The following is a 13,928-nucleotide window of genomic DNA, read 5'->3' as shown; positions in this document are numbered from 1 at the left end:
CGTGCATCACAGCGCGAAGAACGGGGTCTCGTCTCCGTCCGGATCGGTGTTCTGTAACACGATATCGAGGTGGTAGCCGCCGTCCACTGTGGTGGCGACGAGTCGGGCTCGCTTGTCGGCGGGCAAGGCGGACAGCACCGGATCGATTTCGTTGGCCTCGGCCTCGTCCGGGAAGTACATCCGCGTGACGACCCGCTCGAGCATTCCGCGGGCGAAGATTCCGACGTCGATGTGGGGTGCTTCGACGAGGTCGTTCTCGGCGGGCAACGGCCCCGGCTTGATGGTCGTGATCGTCATCGTTCCCCGTGCATCGGCAAATGCTCGACCGAAGCCGCGGAAACCTGCGACACGTGGTGCCACGGCACCCCGTGGATCGTCCGGATGGTCGAAGCGTCCGTCGGAGTCGGCCTGCCAGGTCTCGATCATCGCGTCGGACACCGGTTGACGAGCCCCGTCCACGAGGGTGAACGTCAGGATGATCGCCTCGGCGGTGCCGGGAGGTACCACGTCCTGTCCGTCCGGCCACAGCAGACCGATGTGGACGTACGGCCCGACCGTCTGAGAAGGCGTCTGACCGAACGGTGCGGTGGTGAAATCGGCACCGGTCACCACCGGGTACCGGGGAGCGAACTCGGGGTCAGTCATCGTGGTCGTCCTCCTCGAACGGGGTGGCGTTGCGTCCGCGCAGAACGATGTCGAACCTGAATCCGAGAGCCCAGTTTTGCTGTGTGGCTTCGTAATCGAAGGTACTGATCATGCGAGCGCGCGCGTCTTCGGGAGCTGCGTTGTAGATGGGATCCTGGAAGAACATGGGGTCGTCGGGGAAGTACATCTGCGTCACCAACCGCTGGGTGAAGGCGTGACCGAACAGCGAGAAGTGAATGTGGGCAGGCCGCCATGCGTTGTGGTGATTACCCCAGGGGTACGCGCCCGGCTTGATCGTGGTGAACCGGTATCGGCCGTCGGCATCGGTGAGTACTCGGCCCACGCCGTCGAAATGTGGGTCTAGAGGTGCAGGCCAGCGATCACCCGAGTGTCGGTACCGTCCGCCTGCGTTTGCCTGCCACACCTCGACGAGTGTGTTCGGGATCGCTTTGCCGTCGCTGTCGAGCACTCGTCCGTGAACGATGATGCGTTGACCCTGAGCTTCACCACCTCGCGCAAGTGTCAGGTCGGCGTCGGAAGCCGTGACCCGTCCCTCGCCCAGAACCGGACCGGTGATTTCGGTCAATCGTTGGGGGAGGAGCGTCAACGGCTGCGCCGGATGCCGCAGGGCAGTGGTCCGGTACTCGGCGAAGTCGCGTGGTGCATGGACACCCGTCTGGTCCCGGTACTCGGGCGGGAGATGAAGCATCGACAGCTCCTGACAATCGTGGTGATCAAGCGCACTCATCACCGTATACAGGTGTTCGCATGGTGGCAACCTGTTCACATCACGCACATTGTCGGGTACCGTCGCTGGCATGTTGGACAAAGTCGTGGCCAGTGCCACAGAAGCGGTAGCGGACATCCCCGACGGGTCGTCGATCGCAGTGGGCGGGTTCGGGCTGGTGGGAGTGCCGGAGATCCTGATCGCCGCTGTGCTCGAGCAAGGAGCAACGGACCTCGAGACCATCAGCAACAACTGTGGGACCGACGGCTTCGGTCTGGGAGTGCTACTGGCGCACCACCGTATTCGGCGCACGATCAGTTCGTACGTCGGATCGAACAAGGAATTCGCCCGGCAGTACCTCGGTGGTGAACTGGAGGTGGAGCTGACCCCGCAGGGCACCCTCGCCGAGCGGCTGCGAGCCGGCGGTGCCGGCATTCCGGCGTTCTTCACCCCCGCGGGCGTGGGGACGCAGGTGGCCGACGGCGGTTTGCCGCTGCGCTACGACGGCAGCGGCGGCATCGCCGTGGCGAGTCCGCCCAAGGAGACCCGGAACTTCGACGGGATCACCTACGTGATGGAGCGCGGCATCGTCGCCGACTACGCCCTGGTCCACGCCTGGAAGGGCGACAGGCACGGCAACCTGGTGTTCCACGCCAGCGCACGAAACTTCAATCCACCCGCCGCCGCATCGGGTCGGATCACCGTGGCGCAGGTCGAGCACCTGGTCGAGCCGGGGGAGATCGGTCCGGACGAGGTGCACACCCCGGGCATCCATGTGCAGCGGGTCGTGCACGTCGGCCCGGTCGAGGTCGGCATCGAGCAGAGGACGGTACGAGCATGAGCGAAAAGATGACCCGCGAACAGATGGCCGCTCGGGTGGCGCAGGAGCTCGGCGACGGGCAGTACGTCAACCTCGGAATCGGCATGCCGACCCTGGTGCCCAACTACATTCCGACCGACGTCTCGGTGATTCTGCATTCCGAGAACGGCGTGCTCGGCGTCGGCCCCTATCCCACCGAGGACGAACTCGATCCCGAGATCATCAACGCGGGCAAGGAAACCATCACGGTGCTTCCCGGCTCGTCCTACTTCGACTCGTCGCAGTCGTTCGGAATGATCCGCGGCGGTCAGGTCGACGTCGCCGTGCTGGGTGCGATGCAGGTCAGCGCCACCGGCGACCTCGCGAACTGGATGATCCCCGGGCACATGGTCAAGGGGATGGGTGGTGCCATGGATCTGGTGCACGGTGCCCGCCGCGTGATCGTCATGATGGAGCACGTCTCCCGGAAGGGCGAACCGAAGATTCTGCAGTCCTGCACTCTGCCGCTGACCGGAAAGGCCTGCGTGCACAGGATCATCTCGGACATGGCGGTTCTGGACGTCACCGACAACGGACTGCGCCTCGTCGAGACCGCGCCGGGAATCTCGGTGGACGACGTCAGGAACGCCACCGCAGCCGAGCTACTCGTCGATGTCGCTGGGGAGTGGAGCCTGCGGAACGACTCAGAAGATACCGTCTGACACAAGGACGCGGTCGGCGCGGGAATAGATGTTCATCGACCGGCCGCGGAGAAAGCCGATCACCGTCAGTCCTGATTCGGTCGCGAGATCGACCGCGAGAGACGACGGTGCGGACACCGCTGCAAGTATGGGGATCCCGGCCATCACCGCCTTCTGTGCCAGCTCGAACGAGGCGCGGCCACTGACCATCAATATCGTGCCGCGCAGCGGAACTCGATCGTGCTCGGTGGCCCAGCCGACGACCTTGTCCACCGCGTTGTGGCGTCCGACGTCCTCGCGGAGGACGAGCATGTCGCCGTCCGCAGTGAACAGTGCCGCAGCGTGCAAGCCGCCGGTGGTGTCGAAGACCTTCTGCGCTGCGCGCAGGGTGTCCGGTAGCCCGGCGAGGGTATCGGACGTCACCACGACGTCGTCGTCAGCAGGAGAATGCTTGGTGCGCAACCGGATTGCGTCGAGTGATCCCTTGCCGCAGACCCCGCACGACGAGGTCGTGTAGAAATTGCGTTCCACCCCGGTCTCGGGGGCTGCTACGCCCGGTGCCAGCGTGACGTCCAGGACGTTGTAGGTGTTCGCGCCCTCGTCGTCGACGCCGTCGCAGTACCGCGCCGCAGCGATATCGGCACGCGATGCAATGACGCCCTCGGTCAGCAGGAAACCGTGGGCCAGTTCGACGTCGTGGCCCGGCGTACGCATCGTGACGGCAAGGGCTCTGCCGTCGACGCGCAGTTCCATCGGTTCCTCCACCACCAAGGTGTCGGGACGGTCGACTCGGTGTTCGCCGCGTATTCGGACGACGGGTCTGCGAGCGGTGATCCGGCCCATCAGTGCCGACTCGATACGCGGCGACGTCGAAAGCTCATACCTCGATTGTGGACCCTCGTGTCATCGGTCCGACGACTCGGTTGCCATTGCCCGCACGAGCGACACCAATCGCGGGTGTTCGGCGAGGTCGTCGACCAGCACTGCCGAGCCGTCGGAGTCGGCGAGCGGGACCTTCCAGTTGCCGTACTGGGTCTCGTCCGTACCCGGTTGGTTCTGAATGCGATGTTCACCGACCGCGTCGACGAGAGCGACGCCGATCAGCAGCGACGGGCTGCGCTGGACCAGCCGGTGCAGGGCCTCGACGGTCTCGTGGTTGTCGGCATCGGCAGCGAGTAAACCACGGGTGCGGGCCAGGTCCAGGACCGCCTCTCGCGCACGGGAATCCACTTCCTTTTCCGCATCGATGTCGCGCTCGAGCAGGCCGAGTCGGGACCGCAGTTCGATGTGCTCGCCTTCGAGGTATCCAGCGGTGGGAGGCAGGTCGTGCGTCGTCACCGACGTCAGGCACAGAGTCCGGTAGTCCTCGGGCGGGATGGGTCCGGAATCATCGGCCTCGAACCAGAGGATGGAGGTGCCGAAGATTCCGCGCTCGGTGAGGTATTCCTGCACCATCGGCTCGAACACCCCGAGGTCCTCGCCGACCACTACCGCACCCGCGCGCTCGGCTTCGAGGGCGAGGATGCCGATCAGCGCCTCGTGGTCGTATTCGACATACGTTCCGCCGCCGGCGTTCTCGGCCTCCTGCGGAATCCACCACAACCGGAACAGGCCCAGGATGTGGTCGACGCGGATGCCCCCGGCGTGACGCAGAATCGTGCGCAGCATGTCTCGGTACGGGACGTAGGCCATCTCGCGCAGTCGATCCGGATCCCATGGCGGCTGATTCCAGTTCTGGCCCTGTTGGTTGAAGTTGTCCGGCGGCGCTCCCACGGTGACTCCGGACACCAGCACGTCGCCGAGCGTCCACGCATCGGCCCCGCCGCGGGCGACTCCCACCGCGAGGTCGTGCATGACGCCGATCTCCATCCCGGCGTCGAGCGCGGCCCGCTGGGCAGCGGCCAGTTGCTCGTCGCAGATCCACTGCAGCCACATGTGAAAGTCGATGCGCCCGGCCAGCTTTGCGCGTTGTTCGAGGACGAAGTCGGTGCGGGGGTGCGCTGCGCGATCGGTCCATGCGGGATCGTTCGGGCCGAACTTCTCCGCCAGCGCGCTCCACACCGCAAAATCCCGGAGCCCGGTGCCCTCGCGTTCGACGAACGCCCGGAACGCGGACTCGCGGGCCGGACTGCGCTCGACCTTGTGGACGCGTTCGAGGGCGCGGAGCTTGGCCTTGAACGTCGCGTCCCGGTTCAGCTTCTTGGTGCGAACGTTCGCCTTGTCGAATCGAGCCGCGGCATCCTGGATCTTGCCGAACTGCTTGGGCGAGAGCAGCGCCGTCTCCCGAATGTTCTCGACACGGATGTACAGCGGATTGAAGAAGCGTCGCGTGGTCGGTAGATACGGAGAGGCCTCCACGGGCGTCGTCGGCCGGTCGGCGTGCAGCGGATTGACCAGCAGATAGTCGAATCCATGCACGCGGCCGGCGATGTCGACCATGTCCTCCAGGTCGGCGAGATCACCGATGCCCCACGAACGCGTCGAGCGCACCGAGTACAGCTGTGCCAGCAGACCGGTACGTTGCCTGTCGGCAAGTTCGGCATTGGGCGACAACGACTTCGGTGTGACCACGACGACCGTGTCCGAGGTTCGGACGGTGTTGTCCTCACCGATCGTCGTCGCTGTGAGGCTGTGCCATCCCAGCGGGGCATCGCCGGGCACCACGAACGTGGCACGTCCGATCAGCCGTCCGTCCACCTCGCGCGGATCGACCCAGACGTCGGCCTGCGGTACCTCGATGGCGTCGCCGTCCTCGGACACCATCGACACTTCCACCGGATTGCCGTGTGGCACATGCACCCACACCGTCGCCTCGGTGCCCTGGGTCGTGACGACCACAGGAGGAAGCAGGCGACGCCACGGTGCGTTCTCGATGTCCTCCAGTGCCCGATCGACATCCTCGGTGGTCTCGGTCGCGTAACCGCGTGCAGCCAATACCTGCCGCAGGGTCGCGTCGCTCACGTCGTGCTCGGTGTCGTCCCAGCCTCGGTACGACGTCGACGTACCGAGCCGCTGGGCGAGAGTTCGTAGGGCCTGCGAGTAATCCTCATCCGAATGTGCCACGGTGTCGATCGTGCCAGTTCGACGGGCGCACGTCACCCGCACCGGTCGGCCGTTCACCGCAGGTTCGTTCCGCGGTGTGTTCGGGGGGCGACACCCGTGTACTGCGAGGGTTGAAAGCTTCCCCGCTGGGTAGTCTTGCTCGGCACACGAGAAACGAACTGCTTGGCGACGATGGGAAGTGCGGATGGCTGGGGTCAGCAAGATCGAAGAACTGGAGCGAGATTCCGGTGCACCGGTCGAGCTGAGGGTGCGCGCCGAAGCCGACCAATTGCCGGTGGTGCGGGCCGTCGCGGAGACTCTCGTGGTGCTCAGTGACTTCACTCTCGACGACATCGCCGACGTGAAACTCGTCGTAGACGAGGTGTGCTCCCAGCTCATCAAAGGTTCGGTCGCCGACGCGGAACTCTCGTGCAGGTTCTCCGTCAACGATGCCGGGATCCGAATCGTCGTGACGTCCACGCTGACTCCGACGTCGGTCCCGAAGCAGGACAGCTTCGGTTGGCACGTATTGCAAACTCTCGCAGACTCCATCGAACTCCGCGCCGACGACGCGATCGACGACGTTGCCGGCCGCACCGTCGCGATCGACGTGGTCAAGCGGAGGAGCAAGGTCTAGTGCCGGTGCCGCAGGAACGAAGCACACGGCGAGAGTCCGACGATTACAGCGACGTGGTCGCGCTGATCCAGCAGATGCAGGCGCTGGACGAGAATTCACCGCAGCGTTCCGTGCTGCGTGACCGCATCATCACGCGCTGCCTTCCCCTTGCCGAACACATCGCGCGCCGATTCGGTGGGCGCGGTGAAGCGCACGAGGACCTCTTGCAGGTGTCCAGGCTGGGTCTGGTCAATGCAGTCGACCGGTTCGACATCGAGCGTGGGTCGGATTTCGTCTCGTTCGCCGTCCCCACCATCATGGGCGAAGCACGTCGCTACTTCCGCGACGCCGGCTGGTCGGTACGGGTACCGCGACGCATGAAAGAGCTGAACTCGATGATCTCGCAGGCGGTGGGATCGTTGTCGCAGAAGCTCGGTCGCGCCCCGACCGCGAGCGAAATCGCCGCCGAACTCGGGATCGACGTCAAGGAAGCATCGCAGGCACTGCTTGCCCGCAGCGCGTATCAGACCGTGTCGGTCGATTCGGTGGTGAGCGAGGATCGCCTCCCGCTGATGGACACGCTCGGTGCCGACGACCCGGAACTCGAGAAGATGGAAAGCTACCTCGCTGTGCGGCCCGCACTGGAGAAGCTGCCCGAGCGCGAGCGTCGCATCGTGGTGCTCCGGTTCTTCGGGTCGATGACTCAGACGCAGATCGCCGAAAAGGTCGGAATTTCGCAGATGCACGTGTCGCGCATTCTGGCGCGCACGCTCGCTCAGTTGCGTGAGGATCTCGGCGAGGACTGAACCGGACACAGCCGACGCGGAACGATCTGTTGCCACTACTGTCGTTCGCATGAGTGTCTACGACAACATCGACGAGTACATCGCGGCCCGACGTGTCACGGGGTTGGCGGTGGATCGCAGTGGTTCTCGTGCGGTCGTTGTCGTTGCTGCTCTGAGTGATTCGCGCACCGAGTACCGAACGTCGCTGTGGGAGATCGACGTGGACGGACGGTCTCCGGCGCGGCGAATCACCCACGGCGAGCTGGGAGAGAGCGCGCCGGTGTTCACCGCGTCCGGGAATCTGATGTTCTCGCGCCGCTCCAGCGAGGATGATCCGGCACAGTTGTGGATACTGCCCGCCGCCGGCGGGGAGGCCCACGTGGTCGAGACCCGGTCGGCGGGAATCGGTGACGTGCGAGCGGCTCGGTCCGTCGATCGGTTCGCCGGCTTCTCGCCGGTGTTCGGCTCGTCCACGACAGACGAGGACGACGACGGCCTGCGTACCGAGCGCAAGACGAACAAGGTGGATGCAATTCTGCACACCGGTGTGCCGGTGCGTTTCTGGGATCACGATCTCGGTCCCGCAACCCCGCATCTGTTCGCAGGCGAGACGGAAACCGACCTCGAGTCGGCACCACTGCGTGATCTGACGCGTGACGCGGCAGGCGCTCTGCAGGAAGCGGCCTTCGACATCAGCGCCGACGGCACTTTCGTCGTCTCCACGTGGTCGGTGCCCGGCCCGCTGGCAACCGTCCGCACGATACTGGTGCGCATCGACACCGGGACCGGAGAACGGACCACGATCGTCGACGACGCGGATGCCGATCTGGGTGCACCGGCCATCTCGCCCGACGGCCGTGCCGTCGCGTTCGTCCGTGAATCGATCTCGACTCCCGAACAAGCGCCACGAATGACGTTGCAGCAGTACGAGTTCGGTACGGACTCCGTCACCGATCTCGCTCCGGGCTGGGATCGATGGCCGATCGGTCCGGTCTGGCTGCCGGACGGGTCCGGCGTGTTGGTCACCGCGGACGACGACGGCCGGTCGCCGATCTTCGTGATCGAGGCGGGTGCGGAGCCGCGTCGTCTGACGCATACCGACGACGCGTACACCCACATCCATGTGTCGTCGGACGGAAAGCGCGTAGTCGCTGTGGCCGCCTCGTATCTGGCCGCCCCGCACCCGGTCTCGATCGACCTGTCCGACGGCACCGTGGTCGACCTCGACGCCGGAATCGACAACGGCCCGCTGCCCGGCACGTTGACCGAGATCGAGACCGCCGTCGAGGACGGCAGTCGAGTCCGAGGATGGCTGGCGTTGCCGCACGGTGTGTCGGACGATTCGCCCGCGCCGCTGCTGCTGTGGGTGCACGGCGGCCCACTGGGTTCGTGGAACACGTGGTCCTGGCGGTGGAATCCATGGCTGATGGTGGCGCGAGGGTACGCGGTGCTGCTCCCGGATCCGGCGTTGTCCACGGGCTACGGCCAGAATTTCGTGCAGCGTGGTTGGGGCGCGTGGGGCAGTGCCCCGTTCACCGATCTGATGGCGTTGACCGATGTGGCGGTTGCCCGAACCGATATCGACGACACGCGCACCGCCGCAATGGGTGGCTCGTTCGGCGGGTACATGGCCAACTGGATCGCCGGGCACACCGACCGATTCGACGCCATCGTCACCCACGCCAGTCTGTGGGCACTCGATCAGTTCGGACCGACGACCGACGCACCGTGGTACTGGGCGCGGGAGATGTCCCCCGAGATGGCGGTGGAGAACTCTCCGCACCTGTTCGTCGCGGACATCTCGACGCCGATGCTGGTCATCCACGGTGACAAGGACTATCGCGTGCCGATCGGCGAGGGCCTACGGTTGTGGTACGAACTGCTCAGCGAATCGGGACTGCCCGCCGACGACGACGGTCAGACCGAGCACCGATTCCTGTACTTCCCCGGCGAGAACCACTGGATTCTGACGCCTCAACACGCCAAGGTCTGGTACGAGGTGGTACTGGCATTTCTGGCGGGGCATGTCCTGGGCGAGAGCGCGTCGATGCCGCGAATACTGGGCCACTAGAATCGACCGGTGACCAGTTCAGCGCCAGAGACCCCAGACAACCCAGCCGACCGTTTGCCCAAGAGCTGGGACCCCAGCGAGGTAGAGGCCGAGCTGTACCGGGGTTGGGTGGATGCCGGTTATTTCGAGGCCGATGCCACCAGCGACAAGCCGCCGTACTCCATCGTGCTGCCGCCGCCCAACGTCACGGGCAGCCTGCACATGGGCCACGCCCTCGACCACACGTTGATGGACGCGCTGAGTCGGCGCAAGCGCATGCTCGGGTACGAGGTGCTGTGGCTCCCGGGAATGGACCACGCGGGCATCGCCACGCAGTCGGTGGTGGAGAAGCAGCTCGCCGCCGACGGAAAGACCAAGGAAGAGTTCGGTCGCGAACTGTTCATCGACAAGGTGTGGGACTGGAAGCGCGAGTCGGGCGGCACGATCGGCGGCCAGATGCGTCGTATCGGCGACGGTGTCGACTGGAGCCGTGAGCGATTCACCATGGACGACGGCCTGTCCGAGGCCGTGCAGACCATGTTCAAGCGCATGTTCGACGACGGTCTGATCTACCGCGCCGAGCGGCTGGTCAACTGGTCGCCGGTGTTGCAGACGGCAATCTCCGACATCGAGGTGAAGTTCGAGGACGTCGAGGGTGAACTCGTCTCGCTGCGATACGGGTCGCTGGACGACTCCGAACCGCACGTCATCGTGGCCACCACTCGCGTGGAGACGATGCTCGGCGACACTGCTGTGGCGGTGCACCCCGACGACGAGCGCTACCGGGCTCTGGTGGGCACCACCCTCGAACATCCGTTCACCGGACGACGAATACCGATCATCGCCGACGACTACGTCGATCCCGAATTCGGTACCGGCGCAGTGAAAATCACTCCGGCGCACGACCCCAACGACTTCGAGATGGGCGTTCGGCACTCACTGCCGATGCCGTCGATCATGGACAAGGCCGGCCGCATCGCCGATACCGGAACGCAGTTCGACGGTATGGACCGATTCGAGGCGCGTGTCAAGGTCCGTGAGGCCCTGGCCGAGCAAGGCCGAGTGGTCGCCGAGAAGCGCCCGTACCTGCACAGCGTCGGACACTCCGAGCGCAGCGGTGAGCCGATCGAGCCGCGTCTGTCGCTGCAGTGGTGGGTCAAGGTCGACACCCTGGCCAAGGCGGCCGGTGACGCAGTTCGCAACGGCGACACCGTCATTCATCCCAAGAGTCAAGAGCCACGCTGGTTCGCCTGGGTCGACAACATGCACGATTGGTGCATCTCGCGTCAGCTGTGGTGGGGCCACCGAATTCCGATCTGGTACGGCCCCGACGGCGAGACGGTGTGCCTGGGACCGGGGGAGACCCCACCCGAGGGGTGGGAGCAGGACCCCGACGTCCTCGACACCTGGTTCTCTTCCGGCCTGTGGCCCTTCTCGACGATGGGCTGGCCGGAGGCCACTCCCGAACTGGAGAAGTTCTATCCGACCGGCGTACTCGTCACCGGCTACGACATTCTGTTCTTCTGGGTCGCCCGGATGATGATGTTCGGCACCTACGTCGGAGCCGACGACGCCATCACCGCAGGAAAGCAGGGCCCACAGGTTCCGTTCCGAGATGTCTTCCTGCACGGACTGATTCGCGATCAGTTCGGTAAGAAGATGTCCAAGTCTCGGGGCAACGGCATCGATCCGCTCGACTGGGTCGACCGCTTCGGCGCGGATGCACTGCGGTTCACGCTGGCCCGCGGTGCCAACCCGGGTGCCGACATGTCCGTCGGCGAGGATCATGCGCAATCCTCGCGCAACTTCGCCAACAAACTGTTCAACGCCACCAAGTTCGCCCTGATGAACGGCGCAGCGCCGGCCGAGCTGCCGTCGCGCGCCGCACTCACCGACGCCGACCGTTGGATCCTCGACCGGCTCGATCAGGTTCGAGCAGAGGTGGATTCGGCGTTCGATCGCTACGAGTTCAGCAAGGCGTGCGAGGCGCTCTACCACTTCACGTGGGACGAGGTCTGCGACTGGTACCTCGAAATTGCGAAGGTGCAGTTCGCCGACGAGAGCATCGCCGAATCCACCCGTGGAGTCCTGGGCAACGTTCTCGACGCGGTGCTGCGCCTGCTGCACCCGGTCGTCCCGTTCGTGACCGAGACCCTGTGGAAGGTGCTGACCGGGGGCGAGTCCCTGGTGGTCGCCACGTGGCCGACCCCTGCCGCCGATCCGGTCGATCCTGTTGCTGCGCAACGCATCGAGGACATGCAGCGCCTCATCACCGAAATTCGTCGGTTCCGCAGCGATCAGGGGCTCAAGCCCTCGCAGAAGGTCGCCGCTCGCATCGTGGGAGTGGGCGACGCCGACCTGGAGGGCCAGATCTCGGCAGTGACCTCGCTGGCCCGGTTGACCGAGCCGGGTGCGGACTTCGCGGCGACGGCATCGGTGGAGGTGCGCACGAGCAAGGCCACCGTCGTCGTCGAGCTCGACACCTCGGGCACAGTCGATCTGGTCGCCGAACGCGCGCGACTGGTGAAGGATCTCGCTGCTGCGGAGAAGGAGTTGGCCCAGACGACCGGCAAACTGGGCAACGAGGCATTTCTGGCCAAAGCCCCGGATGCGGTGGTGGACAAGATCAGAACTCGTCAGACGATCGCTCGCGAAGAGATCGCGCGCATCGGCGCGCGCCTCGAATCGATGGGAAGCTAAGTGACCGAGCCGGACGACGCCCTGCCGTCACCACCACCGACCCCGGTCGACCTGGCCGAGCTCGCACTCGTCGAGGCCGAGCTCGACAAGCGTTGGCCAGAAACGAAGATCGAGCCGTCTACCGCCCGAATCTCGGCCCTGATGGACCTGCTCGGTTCCCCGCAGAAGGCGTATCCGTCGATCCACGTGGCCGGAACCAACGGCAAGACGTCCGTCACCCGCATGATCGATGCGTTGCTGACAGCTTTCCATCGGCGTACCGGCCGGACAACCAGCCCGCATCTGCAGATGGCCACCGAGCGGATCAGTATCGACGGCCGTCCGGTGTCCCCGCGCACCTACGTGGACACCTACAACGAGATCGCACCGTTCGTCGAGATGATCGATGCACAGTCCGAGGCCGCCGGTGGACCGCGGATGAGCAAGTTCGAGGTCGTCACCGCCATGGCGTTCGCGGCCTTCGCCGAGGCACCGGTCGAGGTCGCCGTCATCGAAACCGGGCTGGGCGGCCGCTGGGATGCCACCAACGTGGTCGACGGTGAGATCGCCGTCATCACCCCGATCGGTCTCGACCACGTCGAATTCCTCGGGGACGATCTGTCCACGATCGCGGGGGAGAAGGGCGGCATCATCAAGAAGGCACCGGAACTACTCGTGCCACGGGACACGGTGGCCATCCTCGCCAAGCAGGAACCCGAGGTGTCCGAGGTCCTGCTTCGTGCGGCGGTGCAGGCAGACGCTGCCGTGGCACGTGCCGGATCGGAGTTCACCGTTCTCGGTCGGCAGATAGCCGTGGGCGGACAACAGCTGGAGTTGCAGGGGCTGGGCGGTGTCTACACCGACATCTTCCTGCCGTTGCACGGAGAGCACCAGGCGCACAACGCCTCTCTCGCTCTCGCAGCAGTCGAGGCATTCTTCGGGGCGGGCCCGGACCGTCAACTCGACCAGGACACCGTGCGCGAAGCCTTTGCGACCGTGGTCAATCCCGGTCGTCTCGAGCGAGTGCGTAACGCGCCCACGGTGTTTCTCGATGCCGCGCACAACCCGCACGGGGCCGCTGCACTGGCGGCCGCCCTGACCGACGAATTCGACTTCCGCAAACTCGTCGGGGTCGTCAGTGTCATGGCGGACAAGGACGTCGGCGCGATCCTCGAAGCATTGGAACCGGTGTTCGACGACATCGTCGTCACCCACAACGGGTCCGGTCGAGCGATGGATGTCGACGCGTTGGCCGACATAGCCGTGGCCAAGTTCGGCGACGAGCGGGTCGTGGTGGCGTCGACGCTGCCCGATGCGCTCGAAACGGCAATCGGGTTGGCCGAAGAAGTGGCCGAGCCCGGCGAAGCCGTGTCCGGTGCCGGGGTCGTCGTCACCGGCTCGGTGGTGACCGTGGGCGCAGCGCGCACGTTGTTCGGAAAGGATCCCGCGTGAGCGAAGCAGAGTTTCGACCACCGACAACCGACCCGTGGAAGGGATTTCGCGGTGTGTCGGCGGGCACACTGGTACTGGAAGCGATCGTGACTCTGCTCGCTCTTCCGGTCGTGGCGACTCTCGGCGGCGGCGCAACGTGGTTCTCGACCACCTATATCGTGGCGCTCGCCGTGGTGATGATTCTGGCCGCGGGGAAACAGGGCGAACCCTGGGCGATGAAGCTCAACCTCGCGTTGCAGTTCTTCGTGATGGCCGGGGCGGTGTTCCATCTGTCCATCGGCGCCGTGGGTCTGATCTTCCTTGCCGTGTGGCTGTATCTGCTCTATCTGCGCCGGGACATCACCGAACGCATTCGACGCGGCATGCTGCCCGGGCAACGCGACTGACACCGGACCGGTCGGTTGGGGCCATGCGCCGCGCGACCGGGTGCCG

The 13,928-nt window shown here is 65.4% G+C and carries 12 protein-coding genes; 8 read left to right on the top strand and 4 right to left on the bottom strand.

Annotated elements, in window-relative coordinates:
* Positions 1–6: 6 nt before the first annotated feature.
* The gene (pcaG, locus tag J1M81_RS14080; protein WP_032389268.1) at positions 7–645 is read right to left on the bottom strand and encodes a protocatechuate 3,4-dioxygenase subunit alpha; all 639 of its coding nucleotides are present in this window, start codon (positions 643–645) and stop codon (positions 7–9) included.
* Positions 638–1,354: a protocatechuate 3,4-dioxygenase subunit beta gene (gene pcaH, locus J1M81_RS14075; RefSeq protein WP_032374444.1), complete on the bottom strand. Its 717-nt coding sequence runs from the start codon at positions 1,352–1,354 to the stop codon at positions 638–640. The genes pcaG and pcaH overlap by 8 nt, the downstream gene beginning before the upstream one ends.
* A 109-nt stretch (positions 1,355–1,463) precedes the next feature.
* On the opposite strand from pcaH, the gene J1M81_RS14070 reads away from it, so the two are divergent.
* Both J1M81_RS14070 and J1M81_RS14065 read left to right on the top strand, forming a co-directional pair.
* Positions 1,464–2,213, top strand: a complete 750-nt coding sequence (locus J1M81_RS14070) for a CoA transferase subunit A (RefSeq protein ID WP_196249563.1) — start codon at positions 1,464–1,466, stop codon at positions 2,211–2,213.
* Positions 2,210–2,893 (top strand): CoA transferase subunit B, encoded by a 684-nt coding sequence (locus J1M81_RS14065; protein ID WP_045841272.1) that lies wholly within the window; start codon positions 2,210–2,212, stop codon positions 2,891–2,893. Before J1M81_RS14070 ends, J1M81_RS14065 begins: the two co-directional genes overlap by 4 nt.
* Here the strand turns inward: J1M81_RS14065 and fdhD are convergent.
* Entirely contained in the window at positions 2,876–3,715 is an 840-nt protein-coding gene (gene fdhD / locus J1M81_RS14060) for a formate dehydrogenase accessory sulfurtransferase FdhD (RefSeq protein ID WP_032399923.1), read from the bottom strand. The genes J1M81_RS14065 and fdhD overlap by 18 nt on opposite strands.
* 60 nt (positions 3,716–3,775) lie before the next feature.
* Positions 3,776–5,935 (bottom strand): 4-alpha-glucanotransferase, encoded by a 2,160-nt coding sequence (gene malQ / locus J1M81_RS14055; protein WP_032374575.1) that lies wholly within the window; start codon positions 5,933–5,935, stop codon positions 3,776–3,778.
* A 184-nt stretch (positions 5,936–6,119) separates the two neighbouring features.
* On the opposite strand from malQ, the gene J1M81_RS14050 reads away from it, so the two are divergent.
* Genes J1M81_RS14050 through J1M81_RS14025 form a run of 6 tightly spaced genes read left to right on the top strand, consistent with a single transcriptional unit; the run spans position 6,120 to position 13,882 of the window.
* Positions 6,120–6,551, top strand: coding sequence for an anti-sigma factor (locus J1M81_RS14050; RefSeq protein WP_027497563.1), 432 nt, complete (start codon positions 6,120–6,122; stop codon positions 6,549–6,551).
* Entirely contained in the window at positions 6,551–7,336 is a 786-nt protein-coding gene (locus J1M81_RS14045; RefSeq protein ID WP_032368200.1) for a SigB/SigF/SigG family RNA polymerase sigma factor, read from the top strand. The genes J1M81_RS14050 and J1M81_RS14045 overlap by 1 nt, the downstream gene beginning before the upstream one ends.
* 49 nt (positions 7,337–7,385) lie before the next feature.
* Entirely contained in the window at positions 7,386–9,386 is a 2,001-nt protein-coding gene (locus tag J1M81_RS14040; RefSeq protein WP_032370219.1) for an alpha/beta fold hydrolase, read from the top strand.
* 9 nt (positions 9,387–9,395) lie between these two features.
* Positions 9,396–12,065 (top strand): valine--tRNA ligase, encoded by a 2,670-nt coding sequence (locus tag J1M81_RS14035; RefSeq protein WP_032384532.1) that lies wholly within the window; start codon positions 9,396–9,398, stop codon positions 12,063–12,065.
* Positions 12,066–13,496, top strand: coding sequence for a folylpolyglutamate synthase/dihydrofolate synthase family protein (locus J1M81_RS14030; protein WP_206498213.1), 1,431 nt, complete (start codon positions 12,066–12,068; stop codon positions 13,494–13,496).
* A complete protein-coding gene (locus tag J1M81_RS14025; RefSeq protein WP_027497558.1) occupies positions 13,493–13,882 on the top strand; it encodes a DUF4233 domain-containing protein in 390 nt (129 codons plus the stop codon). Before J1M81_RS14030 ends, J1M81_RS14025 begins: the two co-directional genes overlap by 4 nt.
* The last annotated feature ends 46 nt before the right edge of the window (positions 13,883–13,928 follow it).

The organism is Rhodococcus sp. KRD175, from assembly GCF_017168275.1.
Taxonomy (GTDB): Bacteria; Actinomycetota; Actinomycetes; order Mycobacteriales; family Mycobacteriaceae; genus Rhodococcoides; species Rhodococcoides fascians.
The sequence above is the reverse complement of the archived record's forward strand: the minus strand, read 5'-3'. Positions and strand labels throughout refer to the sequence as shown.

Bases quoted from the DNA above. Each gene is read 5' to 3' on its own strand.
- pcaG (WP_032389268.1), bottom strand. From the start codon at position 645: ATGACTGACCCCGAGTTCGCTCCCCGGTACCCGGTGGTGACCGGTGCC.
- pcaH (WP_032374444.1), bottom strand. From the start codon at position 1,354: ATGCTTCATCTCCCGCCCGAGTACCGGGACCAGACGGGTGTCCATGCA.
- J1M81_RS14070 (WP_196249563.1), top strand. From the start codon at position 1,464: ATGTTGGACAAAGTCGTGGCCAGTGCCACAGAAGCGGTAGCGGACATC.
- J1M81_RS14065 (WP_045841272.1), top strand. From the start codon at position 2,210: ATGAGCGAAAAGATGACCCGCGAACAGATGGCCGCTCGGGTGGCGCAG.
- fdhD (WP_032399923.1), bottom strand. From the start codon at position 3,715: ATGGGCCGGATCACCGCTCGCAGACCCGTCGTCCGAATACGCGGCGAA.
- J1M81_RS14050 (WP_027497563.1), top strand. From the start codon at position 6,120: ATGGCTGGGGTCAGCAAGATCGAAGAACTGGAGCGAGATTCCGGTGCA.
- J1M81_RS14040 (WP_032370219.1), top strand. From the start codon at position 7,386: ATGAGTGTCTACGACAACATCGACGAGTACATCGCGGCCCGACGTGTC.